Annotated in this window: 14 protein-coding genes; 7 read left to right on the forward strand and 7 right to left on the reverse strand. The window is 42.9% G+C overall.

What is annotated here, in order from left to right; all coding sequences use genetic code 11:
* Positions 1-55 precede the first annotated feature (55 nt).
* Together JMX18_RS07935 and JMX18_RS07940 are read right to left on the reverse strand one after the other, a co-directional pair.
* Complete coding sequence (locus tag JMX18_RS07935) at positions 56-295, reverse strand: PA3496 family putative envelope integrity protein (protein WP_201586603.1); 240 nt, start codon at positions 293-295, stop codon at positions 56-58.
* A gap of 147 nt (positions 296-442) precedes the next feature.
* On the reverse strand, positions 443-1,903 hold the full coding sequence (locus JMX18_RS07940; protein WP_201586605.1) for a hypothetical protein: 1,461 nt from the start codon (positions 1,901-1,903) through the stop codon (positions 443-445).
* 391 nt (positions 1,904-2,294) lie between these two features.
* On the opposite strand from JMX18_RS07940, the gene serB reads away from it, so the two are divergent.
* The 6 genes from serB (at position 2,295) to hemJ (ending at position 8,092) form a co-directional block, all read left to right on the forward strand.
* A complete protein-coding gene (serB, locus tag JMX18_RS07945) occupies positions 2,295-3,503 on the forward strand; it encodes a phosphoserine phosphatase SerB (RefSeq protein ID WP_201586606.1) in 1,209 nt (402 codons plus the stop codon).
* 184 nt (positions 3,504-3,687) lie between these two features.
* A complete protein-coding gene (locus JMX18_RS07950) occupies positions 3,688-4,680 on the forward strand; it encodes a DUF368 domain-containing protein (RefSeq protein WP_201586607.1) in 993 nt (330 codons plus the stop codon).
* Between the two features lie 256 nt (positions 4,681-4,936).
* Positions 4,937-5,329 (forward strand): AciT family ciprofloxacin tolerance protein, encoded by a 393-nt coding sequence (gene aciT / locus JMX18_RS07955; protein ID WP_227674606.1) that lies wholly within the window; start codon positions 4,937-4,939, stop codon positions 5,327-5,329.
* 319 nt (positions 5,330-5,648) lie between these two features.
* Entirely contained in the window at positions 5,649-6,155 is a 507-nt protein-coding gene (locus JMX18_RS07960) for an SCP2 sterol-binding domain-containing protein (RefSeq protein ID WP_201586608.1), read from the forward strand.
* A gap of 205 nt (positions 6,156-6,360) precedes the next feature.
* A complete protein-coding gene (bioB, locus tag JMX18_RS07965) occupies positions 6,361-7,467 on the forward strand; it encodes a biotin synthase BioB (protein WP_201586609.1) in 1,107 nt (368 codons plus the stop codon).
* A gap of 190 nt (positions 7,468-7,657) precedes the next feature.
* Complete coding sequence (hemJ, locus tag JMX18_RS07970) at positions 7,658-8,092, forward strand: protoporphyrinogen oxidase HemJ (RefSeq protein WP_201586610.1); 435 nt, start codon at positions 7,658-7,660, stop codon at positions 8,090-8,092.
* Between the two features lie 139 nt (positions 8,093-8,231).
* On the opposite strand, the gene JMX18_RS07975 is transcribed toward hemJ, so the two are convergent.
* The 5 genes from JMX18_RS07975 to JMX18_RS07995 all read right to left on the reverse strand — a co-directional run bounded on the left by JMX18_RS07975 (position 8,232) and on the right by JMX18_RS07995 (position 14,587).
* Positions 8,232-9,020 (reverse strand): hypothetical protein, encoded by a 789-nt coding sequence (locus JMX18_RS07975; protein WP_227674607.1) that lies wholly within the window; start codon positions 9,018-9,020, stop codon positions 8,232-8,234.
* Positions 9,021-9,287: 267 nt separating this feature from the next.
* The gene (locus JMX18_RS07980) at positions 9,288-9,779 is read right to left on the reverse strand and encodes a hypothetical protein (RefSeq protein WP_201586614.1); all 492 of its coding nucleotides are present in this window, start codon (positions 9,777-9,779) and stop codon (positions 9,288-9,290) included.
* A 54-nt stretch (positions 9,780-9,833) separates the two neighbouring features.
* On the reverse strand, positions 9,834-10,550 hold the full coding sequence (rph, locus tag JMX18_RS07985) for a ribonuclease PH (RefSeq protein WP_201586615.1): 717 nt from the start codon (positions 10,548-10,550) through the stop codon (positions 9,834-9,836).
* A gap of 132 nt (positions 10,551-10,682) precedes the next feature.
* The gene (locus tag JMX18_RS07990) at positions 10,683-12,407 is read right to left on the reverse strand and encodes an AMP-binding protein (protein WP_406947368.1); all 1,725 of its coding nucleotides are present in this window, start codon (positions 12,405-12,407) and stop codon (positions 10,683-10,685) included.
* 446 nt (positions 12,408-12,853) lie between these two features.
* Complete coding sequence (locus tag JMX18_RS07995; protein WP_201588290.1) at positions 12,854-14,587, reverse strand: AMP-binding protein; 1,734 nt, start codon at positions 14,585-14,587, stop codon at positions 12,854-12,856.
* A 487-nt stretch (positions 14,588-15,074) separates the two neighbouring features.
* Between JMX18_RS07995 and parC the strand changes: the two genes are divergently transcribed.
* A complete protein-coding gene (gene parC, locus JMX18_RS08000; RefSeq protein WP_201586618.1) occupies positions 15,075-17,369 on the forward strand; it encodes a DNA topoisomerase IV subunit A in 2,295 nt (764 codons plus the stop codon).
* Positions 17,370-17,389 lie beyond the last annotated feature (20 nt).

A 17,389-nucleotide genomic window follows, 5' to 3' on the forward strand; every position in this document is an offset into this window, starting at 1 on the left:
CTTCTCAGAATTAACTTTATTATAACTTTCAGTAGCGAGCTTGGAATCATACCATCTAAAGATCGTCGTCATCCCAATCCTCATCCCAGTCGTCATTTAAATTATCTAAATCATCAAGCTCATCTTTTAACTCTTTTTCTAGACGCTTTTCTTCTAACAAGTTATCAATTAGACGGCGCTTCTCAAGGCTACTTAAACGGGTGCGTACACTCGTTTCTGCCTCTTCTACCATTTTTGCATCATCATCATCAATGAAGTCATCATCAAAATCATCATCAATATCGGCATCACTCATGACCTACTCCTATTTTTCGGACAAGATTATAAAACTTACTAATATATATATGCCTTATAATGGCTCTATCCAATCTTGTCAATTCTTTTTACGCAGATGCTACTTTATTATGGGTTATAACCGTCGTTATTTCTATATTAATATCAATTACTGCTCTTTATCCTCTGTCATTAGGACGGCGTTGCGTACATCAGCTAACCGCTGAATCATAGCATCATTACCACCATCGAATACGGCACACTCACGCTCGTAGACAGTCGTTGGACGCTTAAGGCTACGCACTTGGACATGATTACCTATTTGTTTTAAGCCTGCATTGGGCAATAAAATAAGTAACTGTTCTTTAGTAGCGACACTTTTGAGTAACTGGGTCATACCGTCAGCTTGCGCATTGTCACTAACCCCCGCTTTAGCAGGTAAAGCAAAACGTGACAACTCCACATGCTTATCATGAATGATTTTATTTAACATTAAATAAAGCTTACCTAGCATCACCCCCGCTAGCGCTACTTTAGCATGACTGTTGTCCGCTTTGAGCTCCACACAAGCGCCATTTTTTTCAAATTCAGGCTTATTAATAGCGCTTACTCCCTGTAGTAAGGGTTGTTTCAGTAGCTCAGTTATAGCTTGATTTAATAATTGAGTACATAATGCCAGATAAGGTAGGCGCATCTCAGGCGCTAGACGCTCAAGCATATTGTATTCATCATGGAACATAATCTGCACACTGACCTTGTCAAAGGGGCGCGTAGTAGATAGTTTTGAGGCATTAGCAGTATGACTCTTCGCTGGCACTGGGTTGATGCTCTCAATCACGGTATCGGCTGCATCTGCATCTACGTTATCCCTATCTTTTGAGGGTAAGCTGTCTGATGAGTTCTCTACAGAGCTAGTGCTATCTCCAGCTTGTTGCGCTTTTAGATAAGCATTTAATTCACTATGAATATCCGCTGTATTAACTTGAGATGGTTTATTAGCGGGTTGTTTAGCGCGCTCATTAGAACTATCATCAAACGTGGTCTCATTATTATCAGCAAGCGTACGGCCGTAGTCTACTCGCCCGCCCTGAGAATACTGATCTCGGTGCAGCTCTAAGATATCACGGCTGAGGGCATTGATTTGCTCTTTGGTAGGACGAGCAACATAACCGTATAATAGCCATAAAAACAGATGCATAATCAGTGAGCTGATGACAAAGGGCCACTGCATCGCTACAATCTCGCCTTTACTGATATCTTTTAGCGTCAGCGCTACACTACCGATGACCGCATCACCTTGAGTAGCAATCTGACGAATAGTATCACCCTGCTGCATGGGAGCGTTGCCCACAGGGACTAAGATCTCATCGTTACTATCTTTGATCACCAAGCGAGCCACATCCTGCTCGCTAGTATAACGATTAGCAATCACACTTAGGCTTACCCGGTCTTTATTTTCTAAAGACAGACGTGCTTCGTCGATAAGTTGGGCGACCATTTGTTCGCCTTTTTGTACCCGACTTTTGCTCAATTGATGATCAGTACTGAGCACGAGCAATAAAGTATGCAAGCAAAAACTAACCAGAATAATAATGGCAAATAAACCTTGCCGCGGCGCTAAATACGTCATGATATGTTAAACTTTTTTGAATAGAGGAAGTTAAAAACGAGCGTTTTATTTATAGGCTCATTTTTTGAGAAAATTGGGCGACCATTTAGGGCGCTTTGAACAAACGAACCGCTTATATTGCCTACTATATCACCATCATAGTGGTCATAGTTTGCTTGCCCTGATAAATTTTATAATTTATTGTCGCTACTGATAATCTCATTTAATTTGATTATTGACTATATATCGATTACCGCTTACTTGAAGACGCTGCTATTTTAACGCAACCCTTTCGCAGCAATAATTTTATATTGTAGCCTATGGTTGAGATTTGCATACCATGTATAGGTGATATAGAGTAAAACTGTTATTATTCCTAATCTTATCTAAGCATACAAGGGACCATTGAGCCATGCCAAAAAATACGCCATACTCGTTACCAAAAGACAGCAAAGCATGGCAACAAGCGGTTAATTCTATAGCATCGCTGTTGCCTGAAAACACTGACTTGCATGATTTTGATGCGCTACAATCTTTGCCTGTTTTTGCCCTAATCGTGGTATTGCCCGCTCATATTCCAGCGATGGATATTCATCAGTACGTACAGTCATGGGTTGATGAGCAGCCCAACTGGCACTTAGTCACGGTAGCAGAAGATAAAGACGCCACTTTTGTAAATATAAATATTGATGACACCCCAAGTGTTGCTACTGATAATACGGCTAGACAGTCTTTTGTGCCTGCGCAAGTGTTCCGTTATCTATTGGTGCCGGTCAATAATACGCTTATGCACCCCGCTAAAAAAACCGCTGCTGCCCATATTATTGACGATCAGCTGACTACTCGCCTACGCCGTGATTTAGCAGAAAACTATGATAAAGCGCAGAATACTAGCACCGAGCAAGCCTCAACCATAGACAATTTGGACTTGGTGGATTGTCATATCTTATCGGTGGGCCATATGCTGCGCACCCATAAACTGGCGTGCTTCGATATGGACTCCACTTTAATTGAGCAAGAGGTGATCGTTGAGCTGGCAAAAACGGCGGGTATTGGCGAGCAAGTAGAGGCCATCACTGAAGCGGCTATGCGCGGTGAGATTGATTTTGATGAGTCATTTGCCCAGCGTATGGCGTTATTACAAGGTATTCCAACTTCGGTACTCGACGAGATTTGCACCAAGCTGACCTTGTCGACAGGCGCCCGTACAACCATCAGTGCGCTGAAGACTTTGGGTTATCATACGGTGCTGGTGTCAGGTGGCTTTACTTATTTTGCCAATTATATCGCTGAGCAACTGGGTATTGACGAGGTTCATGCCAACCATTTAGATATTGATGAAGATGAAGTTACCGGTTACGTGCAACTGCCTATCGTTAATGGTGACAAAAAAGCTGAAATCGTTGCCCATACTGCTGAGCACTTAGGTATCGCTATGTCACAAGTGGTCTGTGTTGGCGACGGTGCCAATGATTTACCGATGATGGCCATTGCAGATTTGGGTATCGCCTATAATGCTAAGCCTATTGTGCAAGCCCGTGCCGATGCGGCGGTCAATGTCACCGGACTTGAAGGGGTGCTCTACGCACTTGGCCATCCTGCATTGGTGCCTGCCAAATAAAGCTCACTTATCTTAGAAGCTATAAGCTATAGAGACCGCAAGCTGGATTAAGTACGCTATTAATCCAGCTTTTATTATCTGTTTGACCCACCCAGCTTCAAGCTATAGCTTAATAATTATCATTTAACCAACTTTATTCAACAACCTCAGAACTTCAACAACCTCAGAACAGCAAGGAATATCCATGACGGCATCACCATCACCGCGGCCCGATACGCCGTCGCCAAGCTTAGCAGCTAAGTCCACAGCTACCCCAGCCAAATCTAATAGCCCCAAGCAGCTATTTGGCGTTTATATCAAAGGAATGGCGATGGGAGCCGCTGACATTGTACCGGGAGTATCCGGCGGTACGATAGCGCTAATTGCTGGTATTTATGAGCGTTTAATCAATGCCATTAGTAGTATCGGTCCCAGCTTATGGCAAGTATTTCGCCAACAAGGTGGCATAAAAGGCTTATGGGCGGTATGGCGCCAAGTAGATGCGACTTTTTTATTGTTTCTACTCTTAGGTATCGTCTCCAGCTTTGCGACCTTAGCGGGCATAATTAAGCATTTACTTGATAATGAGCCGCTGCTGATTTGGTCGTTTTTCTTTGGCTTAGTAGCTGCTACCGTGGTTATTTTATTAACTGAAATTAAGCGCTGGAATATCGGTCGGATCAGTTTATTCGCTATCGGTCTTATTATAGCCGTCACCGTTAGCAATCTGCCGTTGTCGACGGCTACTCCTGGGTTGCCCTACTTGTTTTTCGCAGGGGCGATTGCGATTTGTGCCATGGTATTACCCGGGGTATCTGGCTCCTTTATCTTATTATTAATGGGTGCCTATGACACCGTTTTAGAAGCCGTCGATACCATGAACCTGAGCGTAATCTTTACCGTTATCGCTGGCATGGCGACCGGTTTGCTGTTATTTACGCGCTTACTCAAATGGCTACTGTCACACTATTATCAGGCGACTTTAGCTTTACTAATAGGATTTATTGCAGGCTCTCTAGTGAAAGTATGGCCATGGAAAATCGATGCTGTAGGCACTTTAAATGGGGATGCTATCCATAACGTTGCCCCGTGGCACTATCCCACTGGCGCTCAGTGGCTGACTACCATAGGATTGATGGTATTAGGAGCGGTATTGGTCTCGCTATTATCTTGGTGGGGTCACCGTAGAGTTGATTGACTCTAAAACTGATACCGTGCTATTGGTATAAACTTTCGCAGACACGGTCTAAGAAGCCCAGTACGCAAGGAAATTCTGTACTGATAGCACCATAACATTAGGGTCTGTTGAAAAAATTTTATACCTAAAAACTAAGCGTCATCTGCTGTCGTAACCTAGTAGTTACCCTCTTTAGCTTCTATCAAAATGCTTCCATAATACTGTCATTGGAATTCACCTTTTAAGTATTCACCTTTTAAATAGTGAGATAAATGAAATGATGTTATTAACGATACTATCGGGTGTGGGCATAGAGGCTTGGGACACGGGGATATTGTTCAGTTTTGGCATATTGGCAGGGCTAGTAGTAGCGCTCGCATTTACCGCCCAGCGCTGGCTGATCGCCTATTTACTAGGCGGTATCGCTTACTGGCTTGTCGTCGAAGGCATTCATAGCGCACTACTAAGCTGGCTGACGCTTAGCGAATGGCACAGTTATGTAGCGGCAATGGGTATCAGCTGGTTGCCTTTATTTGCATGGGTACTTTATCGAGCATTACGCTATGATAGCGTCAGCTATGCTATGCAAAAAGAGCGTGAATTAGCCGTCGCTCGTTATATTGAGCACAGCCCTATTTATGATGAAAATTATCAGCCCCGTTTTGAATAGTTAATGGACTATAGCTAAGATTAAGCTAGCTTATTTTTATATTTTATTTAAGCCGATTTTGCGCCTATCATGAGCGCATTTTTTGCGTCTGCTAGTGCTATTATTGTTACAATACACTTAATGCTCTCTACCTAACTACTAAAGATTAAACTAGCATTAATCGTTACAATCTGCTCAGTTAATTCTGTTTTGCTCTGAATAGGGCGAAATTGGAATTTTTAGTTTAAATACTTTTAGTTTAAATACTTTTATATTTATTTCTAATGTAGATAGCTTTTTAGTTTAAATAACTTATTCACCCATTTTTAGGAGTTCGACTATGTTTAACATTCCTGTTTTAGATATCAAATCCGACCCGTTAGACGTACTATTGGCCGTGGTTGGCTACCGTCTATCTATGCTCGCTGATAGCGACGATGAAGAGGTTCAAGCGTTATTTGCTGATCGTAAAGTAATCATCGAGATTGCCAGCGAAGAAGCTGATATCGCTCGTTATTTTAGCTTTGATAATGGCGAGTTTAGCCAGCGTAGTGGTCATGCAGATAACGCTGACTTGACCATCAATTTCAAAGACTCTATGACTGGCGTAAAGCTTTTGACCAAAGGCAGCCTGCCCGCCTTTATGACTGCAGTACAAGAGAATAAACTAAGCATAGAAGGCGATTACAGCCTGATGATGTGGTTTAATAAACTGGCTAAGCATATCGTGCCGACTATTCCAGAACAGTATGAGCCTTATATTCAAAAAGCAAAGCCCTACGCCTATAAAGCCCAGCAGTTCGCTAATCATTGGATCGGGGTTGCTAAGCATAAGCTTGGTAAGTAATAATATCAAAGGGACTAAAAGGGTACTAAAAAGCCACTAAAATTGCTTGAAATGAATTTCATGTATCAATTTTAGCGGTCTAGCCTTATACAAGGCTGCGGTAAACCAAAGTTATCGTAGCCTTTTTTATTGTCTGCTGAGGCATTGGCTATCTCAGCTTATTTTACATTTTGGTTTCAATTCAACTTAAAAAGGACTTAAAAAAATGGCAGGACTGCTCTGTATCTCCGAACCTAATGATAAAAACACTGACTTATTTACTTTAGCTAACCATAGCTCGCCGATAAAATATAGCCGTGAACAAATATCTCAGCTGTTTGACTTACCCTTAATGGACTTATTACTCCAAGCACAAACTATTCATCGCCAGTATTTTAAGCCCAACCAAGTACAAATTAGCACCCTCTTATCGATCAAAACTGGCAACTGTCCAGAAGATTGTGGTTACTGCTCACAATCAGGTCATCACCGCAATAAGACTAAATTGCAGGCTGAAAAACGCTTGGAAGTTGATAAGGTTATTGCAGCGGCTAAACGTGCCAAAGCCGCAGGCTCGTCACGGTTCTGTATGGGCGCAGCTTGGAAACATCCTAGTAGCAAGGATATGCCCTATGTCATAGAGTTGATCCAAGAGGTCAAAGGCTTAGGGCTTGAGACTTGCATGACGCTTGGCATGCTTGATGCCACCCAAGCTAAACAATTAGCGGACGCTGGACTCGATTACTATAATCATAACTTAGATACTTCGCGGCGTTACTATGAACAGGTAGTTAGTACACGTAGTTATGATGAGCGCTTAGATACTTTAAACCATGTACGCAACTCTGGTATCAATGTTTGTAGTGGTAATATCGTTGGTATGGGTGAGAGCCGTGAGGATCGTATTGATTGGCTCTATGAGCTGATTAAAATGCCAAAGCCACCTGAATCTATACCGGTGAACTTACTGGTGCCTATTGCCGGGACTCCGATTGGTGACAAAGTGTTAGCAGAAGGTCAGCTACCAATCATTGAGTGGATACGTACCATTGCAGTAACACGTATCTGCTGCCCAGACAGTTATGTCCGTCTGTCTGCTGGACGCGAAAGCCTTTCAGATGCTGAGCAAGCATTGGCTTTTATGGCCGGCGCTAACTCCTTTTTTTATGGTGACAAGTTACTGACAACAGGTAACGCTAGCCAATCAGATGACGATCGACTTATGCGTCAGCTAGGCTTGAGCGCGCAACTTGCAGCTCCTGTCACAGCTAAGCCGTTAGAAGTAATAGACGCTATGAGCGGTCAACAGTCGCAAATTCATATTAGAGGTTAAATAATCTATTACTCTATTAGATAATACTACTACTGTATAATTTACTGAACTGGTAGGCACTAAGCATACAGATTCTAAGCATACAGATTCTAAGTATACAATTAGTTAGGCTTGCTAGCGCTGCTACTTGAGTTTAGACTGTTCAGCATTTATAAGACCCCACATATACAGAGTATAAAGAGACTGAGCTATGATAGATTATCTTAACTGGATTAAAGCGGCGCACATTATCGCCGTAGTGTGCTGGTTTGCAGCAATTTTTTACTTGCCACGTTTGTTTGTTTATCATGCGATGAGTGAGGATCTGGTGAGTCAAGAGCGCTTCATCGTTATGGAGCGCAAACTCTATCGCGGCATTATGACGCCCTCCATGATAGCCACCTGGATACTTGGTCTATGGATGGTGGGATTAGGCTGGGAGGTTTATAAAACTCAAGGTTGGCTACACGTGAAAATAGTGCTAGTAATTTTGCTGTCAGCATATCACGGCGCTTGTGGATTTTATCGTAAAAAACTGGTTCGCAATCCTCAATATAAAACCCATGTCTTCTGGCGCTGGTTCAATGAAGTGCCAGTATTCGCCCTGATATTTATTGTCATTCTAGCAGTAGTAAAACCCTTTTAATTAAAGCAAACAAGAGTCAAAGCCAGTTAATAACTTTTACTCAGAAGACTTATTAACAACAAAAAGCGTCCGTAGCTCATACTACACTGGATATGAGCTACGGACGCTTTTTTATAGATTTATGCAGCTGGTTGAAGCCTTAAATAGTCGGTCGCATGATTTGATACACATTACTTAAATCATAAACTCGGTAGCGCGCAGGCTCGCGACGACTCTCTCCTGCATAACTCAAAATTAAAGCTTGTTTGGCGGATTCATCTACCCAACCGACAAACAAACCACTATGCTCTACACCGTTATAGCCATGATTAATATAATAAAGCCAATCACCAACTTCAATGGATTCACTATTGGCATAAGGACCTTGTCTATAAGCGCCTTTATGCACGGTATCACGGGTAACTCCAGCACGTTTGAATACTTCATTTAGATAGTCCCAACACCCCCCTTGAATGATCGTGCGTTCATTGAGCGCCATCTTACGGGCGGTGCTAATAACTTCGCGGGCGGCCATACTACTCTGCGCTTCAGCACTACTAAGCAGGGGCAGATATTCGCTATCAACATTATCGTAATAACCGGATAAAAACGCCGGCAATACAGCTGGTGGCTGGTTTTGAATCGCAGGATAGTTATAGGAATTAGTATCACTTGACCGTTTAGTGCGTACGCGCTGGATAGTCGAGCGAGTATTAATTCTGGCAGAAGGGACCGCTGATGGCGGCGGAGTATAGCGTGCTGTAAACTCAGACTGCGAGGTTTTTTGGTCAATAAGAGCACTCATACTATCCGCTTGAGCATAATTGATACTGCCTAGTGACAGTATCAATAAAGTGGAAAAGACTGCCTTTTTTATAACGGTAAAGGGCGTCGTAGAAGATTGAACCAAGGGTGCATTATGCAGGGTAATAACCGGCAACGGTGACATAACCAAATCCTCATCAAGACTAAAGTAATGGTAATTATTATTAAATTATAGTCTCTAGTTATAAACCATTTAGTCGATAGACTGCAAGTGCTATTATCATCATTAAGAAGCTTAAAGGTATTAGTGCGAGGTGAAAGATAGGAGATAGTGCTACTGGAATGAATTTTGCGCAGCCTCTGTGAAGTATACGCAAGCAGCTAGCAAAAAAGGTTTATAGCAGTAGCACGCTATAATTTTCAAAGTGGATCAACTACAACTAGCTGTTCTTTAGCTGTCCTGCATTTTTATATTAACATGGCGTTTATTCAGCGCCTGCCCTTGCAAAATAGCTTTTGTCGCTTGCGCCTCTTGCTCTGTTGCAAAGCCACTAATATGATATTTGCGCATATTATTAACGTCTACGATTTGCAGCTGCTCACCATAGAGGGTGACCTTATCACCCTCAGCGAGAATAATATGATTACGTTTACCCAGCGCATCATGAACCAGCTCGCCATTACGTATCCATAAGATACCACTACTAATGACGCCGCTCGCAGCCTGTTTACGCTTTTGGCGCTGTAGGTTAAAAATAAAGCTGCCAATAATTAATAGTGCAAGCGCACCAATCGCCCAGCGCTCTGGTAATACACTCATAGCCAAAGCAACGGCCACCGCTCCTATTAACAGCGCCGAACCAAACCAAAACAGTCCGCTGTCACCTGCTGGCGGCTGTCCTTGTAAAGTAATTTTGGCGCCATCATCAGTCAGCTTAAGCATGGATTACACCTATTAATTAGCAGCTTATCAACAATAAAAAGTCGCTAGATTATTTTACCAACCAAGTGCAGTTTGCTGCATTGCTATCAACTCAGCAATACCTTTTTCGGCCATTGATAACATTCTATCCGCTTGCTCGCGGGTAAATGGTTTGTCTTCTGCTGTGCCTTGTAGCTCGATATACTCGCCTTTTTGAGTTATTACTACGTTCAAATCAGTGTCGCAGCTCGAATCTTCTTCATAGTTTAGATCTAAATAGACCTCACCATCTTTGATACCAACCGATACTGCAGCAACCAAACCAATTAAGGGATCAGCTTTAAGCTTTTTAGTCTTTTGAATACTCTCAAGCGCATCGATCAGAGCAATAGCTGCGCCAGTGATACTAGCGGTACGGGTGCCACCATCTGCTTGCAATACATCACAATCTAGATAAATGGTATTTTCGCCCAGCTTACTCAAGTCAATCATGGCACGCAGACTACGACCGATCAAGCGTTGAATCTCTTGAGTACGTCCTGATTGCTTACCGCGAGTCGCTTCACGTTGGTTCCGGGTATTAGTAGCGCGTGGTAACATGCCGTATTCAGCGGTAATCCAGCCTTTACCTTTGCCTTTTAACCAGCGTGGTACGCCGGACTCAACACTGGCTGTACACAACACTTTAGTTTCGCCAAAGCTGACTAACACTGAGCCTTCGGCATGCTTGGTATAATGGCGCTCAAAGCTAATCGAACGAAGTTGGTCGAGCTCACGGTTGTCAATACGCATAAATAATCCTAGTACAGTGTCATAAGCATTAAAATAAATAAAACATCCTAACGTCACAAACGCCCAATAGCAAGACAAAGGCTTGCTATTGGGCGAATTTTTGCTAGCGCTACGCTAATAAAACGGCAGGTTTTATTCTAAACCTTCCATTTTACGCAGCTCTTTACGTAGGATTTTACCGACGTTTGATTTGGGTAGCTCATCGACGAACTGGATATGGCGTGGGCGCTTGTAACCCGTTAGATTTTTCTTACCATAATCAAGCAGCTCTTTTTCTGTGACCTTGCCTTTTTTGACCACAAAAAGCTTGGGATCTTCGCCGCGCAAATCATTGGGTATCCCAATCGCTCCACATTCTACAACGTTAGGATGCTCAGTCATGACCTCTTCGATTTCGTTTGGATAGACATTAAAGCCTGAAACGATAATCATATCTTTTTTGCGATCGACGATTTTGATAAAACCTTTATCATCCATAATACCGATATCGCCTGTTTTTAAGTAACCGTGCTCGGTAAAGGTTTTAGCGGTCTCATCAGGACGATTTTGGTAACCGATCATGACTTGTGGACCTTTGACACAAATCTCACCACGCTCACCGATAGCGACTTCGTTGTCTTCATCATCGATTAGTATGACGTCAGTATTGGAGGCTGGAATACCAATCTTGCCAGTGAATTCAGAGATGGTCATAGGGTTAAAAGCCACCACTGGTGAGGTTTCTGATAGTCCGTAACCCTCTACAATAGGTAGTCCAGTGATCTTATGCCACTCTTTTGCAACGCTAGGTAATACTGACATACCGCCGCCAATAGAGGCTTTGAGGTTGGAGAAGTCCAATTTAGCAAAGCTATCCTTATGGACTAAACCATTAAATAAAGTATTAACGGCTGGGACAAAGGCTGGTTTATATTTATCCATCTCTTTGATGAGACCATCAAGATCGCGCGGGTTAGGAATTAATAATCCGGTCAAACCTTGGTACATGGCATACATGCCGCAGACCATGAACGAGAATACATGATATAAAGGCAAAGCGGTCAGGATAACGTCGTCGCTATTAACGTCTTCTTCAAAAGCACTGTTAATCAGTACGCTAATCTGCAGCATATTAGCGACTAAGTTACCATGAGATAACATCGCACCTTTAGCCACCCCAGTGGTACCACCGGTATATTGTAATAAGGCTACGTCGCTTAAGTTCAAATCTGGACGCTTATACTTACTGGCCGATACTGCATTAAGAGCATGCTTAAAACTAGTACTTTCAGGTAAGCTATAAGAGGGAATCATCTTTTTGACATAACGTGCTACCAGATTAACCACTGCTCCTTTGACGGTACCCAGCATATCACCGATCTTACAGACGATCACATGTTCCACTTGACCTTTATCTTCTGCTTCTTGATAGGTTTTAGCAAAGTTCTCTACGATAAAGATAGCTTTTGCACCGCTATCATGCAATTGATGAGAGAGCTCACGGCTGGTATATAAAGGGTTGACGTTCACCAAAACCATACCCGCTCTAATAATACCCAGCGCCACGATAGGATATTGTAAAAGGTTGGGCATCATAACCGCCACTTTATCGCCTTTTACTAGCCCTATGGATTGCAAATAGCTTGCGATTTGACGACTGTATAAATCCAATTGTTTATAGCTGATAGAAGCATCCATACAGACATAAGCGGTCTTTTGGCCATAACGGCTAAAGTTGCGCTCAAACACCTCTAATAATGAGGTTTCATCATCTGGCATCTCAATAGTAGAGTCGATGCCGTAACGCTCATAGACATCAAGCCATGGACGATCCGTTGGAATATCGGGCATAGTCGGAAACGCAGTCATATCAGACATTGATTGAGCACTATTGTTCTGGATTGCTTTATCATCAGCTTGATCTTTACTAGCGCGGATATGATCGGCGCTATTTTTATTGGTATTGTCAGTCATAACTTTTCCTAAGCGTTACTATTAAAGATGTGAGGTAATCTAGGGGCTGAATTCTATATAGCTCCTAACAATGGAGTAAAAATACGGGTTATTTTTGAGCCAAAAATTACTCATTTAAAAATTAAGACAATAACTTTTTGGCGGCTTTTTAAGTATAAAATTAAATTTATTTTCTCTGGCACTATAGCATTTCTGCTAAAAATTCTCTATATATGGCAAAGGCTTATCTAACAAAAATCGTAACCTAGGACAAAATTATACGTAAAAAATGATAAGGCAGCCTCTAAGCTACCTTACCATTTTTAGTTTTATTGAGCCGCCTTAAACACTGATAAATCGGCTCTACTTAATTAAGCACTACCCTTCTCTTCAAGCTTACGTAGGTCCTTATGTAGAATTTTACCGACATTTGACTTCGGTAATTCTTCAATAAACTCGACATAACGTGGGCGCTTGTAACCGGTTAAATTTTCTTTGGCGTAATTTAGGACGTCATCTTTGGTTAAGCTAGTATCTTGACGTACCACAAATATCTTTGGCACTTCGCCGCTTTTATCATCTTCAACGCCAATCACGCCGCACTCTAGAATCTTTGGATGGCCAGCCATTATCTCTTCAACTTCGTTAGGATAAACGTTGAAGCCTGAAACTAAAATCATGTTCTTTTTACGATCAACGATAGTTACATAACCTCTTTCATCCATAATGCCAATGTCACCGGTACGGAAGAAACCATCAGGAGTCATAACCTCCGCTGTCGCATCCTCGCGCTGCCAGTAACCCTTCATGACTTGCGGACCACGGACACTAATCTCACCGCGCGCACCTAACTCGACTTCGTTGCCCTCTTCATCTAGAATCGCCACGTCAGTCGCTGGCATCGGTACCCCGATATTGCCACTAAAAGTCACGCTATTCATAGGGTTAGCAGTGGCAACAGGTGAAGTTTCAGATAGACCGTAACCTTGTAAAACAATATTACCGGTCACCTGACGCCATTTTTCAGCAGTAGAGCTTACTACCGCCATGCCGCCGCCCATCGACATCTTAAGCTTGCTATGATCCAAAGTTTTAAAGGTCTCATTATTGGCTAAAGCGTTAAATAGCGTATTGACCGCTGGAAAAAACGACGGAGGATTATTTTTATAAGCTTTCATTAAGCTATCTAAATCGCGCGGATTCGGCACCAATAAGCCAATACAGCCGCGATGAATACCAAACATACCGCATACGGTAAAGGAGAAGATATGATAAAGTGGTAAAGCAGTCATAATAACAGGCTGCTCGTTAGCCCGATCAAACTCATCAAAAGCACTACCCAAAAAGGTATTACTTTGTACTAAGTTTGCCACCAAGTTTCTATGAGTCAGCATCGCACCTTTAGCGACTCCCGTAGTACCACCGGTATATTGTAAAACAGCAACGTCATCCAATTGGATATCGGTCGGACGTTTATACTTGTTAACAGAGACCTTTTTGAGTGCGCTCTTAAAGTCGACACTATTAGCAATGTTATAATCGGGTACCATCTTTTTGACATGACGGACAACGGTGTTGACCATAAAGCCTTTGAGCGTCCCCATCATATCGCCCATACTAGTAATGACCACATGATCCACTACTTTATGGCCGATATCTTGATAAGTCTTGGCAAAGTTTTCTACTAAGATTAGAGCCTTGGCATCTGAGTCAGTCAGCTGATGCTCAAGCTCACGACTGGTATATAAAGGGTTGACGTTAACTAAGGTCAAGCCTGCACGCAGCACGCCAATAACTGTTACTGGCAACTGTAAAATATTAGGCATCATTACCGCTACTTTATCGCCCTTAGTTAGTCCCAAAGACTGCAAATAAGCGGCGACTTGCCGGCTGTACAAATCTACTTCTTGGAAACTTAGCGATGATCCCATACAGATAAAAGCGGTTTTATCTTTGTATTTAGCAAAACTATCTTCAAAAATATCAATCAGCGAGGTGTCATCGCTTGGCATGTCGATATCATAAGTCATGCCAAGCTCTTCATAAGTCTTAAGCCAAACTTTATCATTGCGGCGGGTTAAGTTGTCTTGGCCTTGATTATCCATAATCTTCATGCTCCTAGTAGGTTGTGGTAATGGGTGTAGATATTGTTTATTCTTTGGTATCTTTGACATACATGGTTCTTTAACATACACACTTTGTAGAGACTACTCAATATAAAAGATTGTTACTTGAGTTCTCAATCTTACTTGACGGTATTTATTACTAATAAAATCAATAATATAATTCAAAAAATATAGACTTTTTTGGCTTTTTTACTAGTAGTAAACGCTTGTTTATCATTGTGCCCATTTCGGCTATTTAGGTCTTTAAATAATCCGTTTAATCTAGCCAAACCATACTACTTTAGCTAAAAAAATAGACGTCATACTTTGTCGTTTACTGCACTAAATCCCTTTTTAATTGTGTCAATATCCTTTACGATAGCGTTATCAAATTTTATTGTAAGCCTGCCTTTCTAATAAGCTGGGCGATGCTTTATAAATGACCTAAAAACCATACTAATTAAAACATATAAGCGAAACTGATTTTATGCCTGATATTATTGATACTCCCCCGATGCCATCAGATGACGTGATGGATACCCGCTCTGTGGCCGAGTTCACTGAGCAAGCCTATCTCAACTATGCCATGTACGTCATTATGGATCGCGCCTTGCCGCATATTGCTGATGGTCTGAAACCGGTACAACGCCGGATTGTCTACGCCATGAGCGAGTTGGGTCTTAAGTCTACCGCCAAGCCCAAAAAGTCGGCGCGTACGGTTGGTGACGTGCTGGGTAAATACCACCCGCACGGCGATAGTGCCTGTTATGAGGCGATGGTATTGATGGCGCAGCCGTTTAGTTATCGCTATCCGCTGATTACTGGACAAGGCAACTGGGGTAGCCCTGATGATCCCAAATCCTTTGCAGCCATGCGTTATACCGAAGCCAAAATGTCCGCTTATGCCAACACTTTGCTAAGCGAGCTCGGTCAAGGCACCGTCGATTGGCAAGATAACTTCGATGGCTCCATGCAAGAGCCCGTTACTCTGCCAGCACGCTTACCGAATATTTTACTCAATGGCACTACGGGTATCGCCGTGGGTATGGCAACCGATATCCCGCCGCACAATCTCAATGAAGTGGTACGAGCTGCTATTCGTCTATTGAAGAACCCTGAACTATCAGTCAAGCAGCTGACCCAATCCATACCAGCGCCGGATTTGCCAACGCCTGCCGAGATTATTACTAGCAAAAAAGATCTGCAAGCGATGTATGAGAGCGGACGTGGCAGTTATAAAATGCGTGCTACCTACCATATTGATCCTAAAGAGAAAAACCTGGTCATTATTGATGCGCTGCCTTTTCAAGTCTCAGGTAATAAGATCCAAGAGCAAATCGCCAAGCTTATGACCGAGAAAAAGCTGCCCTGGGTTACTGATATCCATGATGAGTCTGACCACGAAAACGCCTGCCGTATTGTCTTGGAGCTACGCTCAAGTCGTGTCGATGTCGAGCGAGTTATGAGTCATTTATTTGCCAGTACCGATCTTGAGAGCAATTATCGGGTCAATATGAATATGATTGGCCTTAATGGTAAGCCGCAAGTCAAAAACTTAAAAGAAATCTTGGAAGAATGGCTAGTCAGCCGCCGCTCAGTGGTCACCCGCCGCATACAATTTCGCTTAGATAAAATAGATAAGCGTTTGCACATTTTGGCAGGTCTATTGATTGCTTATCTACATATTGATGAAGTCATTCGTATCATCCGTGAAGAAGACGATCCAAAAGCAGCATTGATGCAAGGTTATGATTTAACTGAGATTCAAGCTAACGCTATTTTGGATATTCGCCTACGTCAATTGGCCAAGCTTGAAGAGATTGAGCTTAGAAGCGAGCAAGATGAACTCAAAGCTGAGCGTGCCACCCTGCAAGAGTATCTGGATAATCCAGAGAGTTTGACTAATCTGATTATTGATGAGCTCACCGCAGATATGAAGGAGCACGGCAACGAGCGTATGTCGCCATTAGCAGAACGCGCCGAGGCGCAAGCGCTGAAAGAATCGGATCTCGTACCCAGCGAGCCCATTACTGCTATCTTATCCAAAGCGGGTTGGATTCGTGCCGCCAAGGGTCATGATGTTGACGCCGCTGGCATGACTTACCGCTCGGGCGATGGCTATCAAGCGCACGTACGCGGTAAATCAAATGAGAAAATCTACGTCCTCGATAGCACCGGACGCAGTTATAGCATTGAGGCGCATAATCTTGCCTCCGCCCGCGGTCAAGGCGATCCGCTCACCAGCGTGTTAAAGCCTCCCGCAGGCGCAAGTTTCGAGCAATTATTAACTGGTAATGACGAGCAGCGTATCATTCTTGCTAGTTCGCAAGGCTACGGCTTTATCAATACGCTGGGCAACCTCGATAGTAATCAAAAAGCGGGGAAAAAAATCATCAACTTGCCTGCTGACAGTAAACTATTAACTGTCGCCCGTATTGACGCCCCTGCTAATGACGCTAGTAGCGAAGATGAGCAGGTCAGTACAGCCGCACCTGACCATGTCGCAGTAGTCACTAATGCAGGATATTTACTGGTATTTGCGCTCGATGATTTGCCAGAACAAGCGCGCGGTAAAGGCAATAAAATGATTAACTTAAAAGGTGATGAAGAAGTGTTGGCTGTCACACCACTGAGCTTGCAAGACAGTTTAATTATCACCGCTGGCAAGCGCCATGTAACTCTAAAGCCAATGGACTTAGCCAATTATACTGGCACGCGTGGCAATCGTGGCGGTCAATTGCCAAGAGGCTTTCAGAATGTGACTGCGGTTGAGGTTGGATAATTGGGGCTTTAAATTTTGGA

This window comes from Psychrobacter jeotgali, assembly GCF_904846315.1.
Lineage (GTDB): Bacteria > Pseudomonadota > Gammaproteobacteria > Pseudomonadales > Moraxellaceae > Psychrobacter > Psychrobacter jeotgali.

Bases quoted from the DNA above. Each gene is read 5' to 3' on its own strand.
- JMX18_RS07935 (WP_201586603.1), bottom strand. From the start codon at position 295: ATGAGTGATGCCGATATTGATGATGATTTTGATGATGACTTCATTGAT.
- aciT (WP_227674606.1), top strand. From the start codon at position 4,937: ATGATGTTATTAACGATACTATCGGGTGTGGGCATAGAGGCTTGGGAC.
- JMX18_RS07960 (WP_201586608.1), top strand. From the start codon at position 5,649: ATGTTTAACATTCCTGTTTTAGATATCAAATCCGACCCGTTAGACGTA.
- JMX18_RS07940 (WP_201586605.1), bottom strand. From the start codon at position 1,903: ATGACGTATTTAGCGCCGCGGCAAGGTTTATTTGCCATTATTATTCTG.
- JMX18_RS07995 (WP_201588290.1), bottom strand. From the start codon at position 14,587: ATGGATAATCAAGGCCAAGACAACTTAACCCGCCGCAATGATAAAGTT.
- JMX18_RS07980 (WP_201586614.1), bottom strand. From the start codon at position 9,779: ATGCTTAAGCTGACTGATGATGGCGCCAAAATTACTTTACAAGGACAG.
- hemJ (WP_201586610.1), top strand. From the start codon at position 7,658: ATGATAGATTATCTTAACTGGATTAAAGCGGCGCACATTATCGCCGTA.
- JMX18_RS07990 (WP_406947368.1), bottom strand. From the start codon at position 12,407: ATGTCTGATATGACTGCGTTTCCGACTATGCCCGATATTCCAACGGAT.
- JMX18_RS07975 (WP_227674607.1), bottom strand. From the start codon at position 9,020: ATGTCACCGTTGCCGGTTATTACCCTGCATAATGCACCCTTGGTTCAA.
- JMX18_RS07950 (WP_201586607.1), top strand. From the start codon at position 3,688: ATGACGGCATCACCATCACCGCGGCCCGATACGCCGTCGCCAAGCTTA.
- serB (WP_201586606.1), top strand. From the start codon at position 2,295: ATGCCAAAAAATACGCCATACTCGTTACCAAAAGACAGCAAAGCATGG.
- bioB (WP_201586609.1), top strand. From the start codon at position 6,361: ATGGCAGGACTGCTCTGTATCTCCGAACCTAATGATAAAAACACTGAC.
- rph (WP_201586615.1), bottom strand. From the start codon at position 10,550: ATGCGTATTGACAACCGTGAGCTCGACCAACTTCGTTCGATTAGCTTT.
- parC (WP_201586618.1), top strand. From the start codon at position 15,075: ATGCCTGATATTATTGATACTCCCCCGATGCCATCAGATGACGTGATG.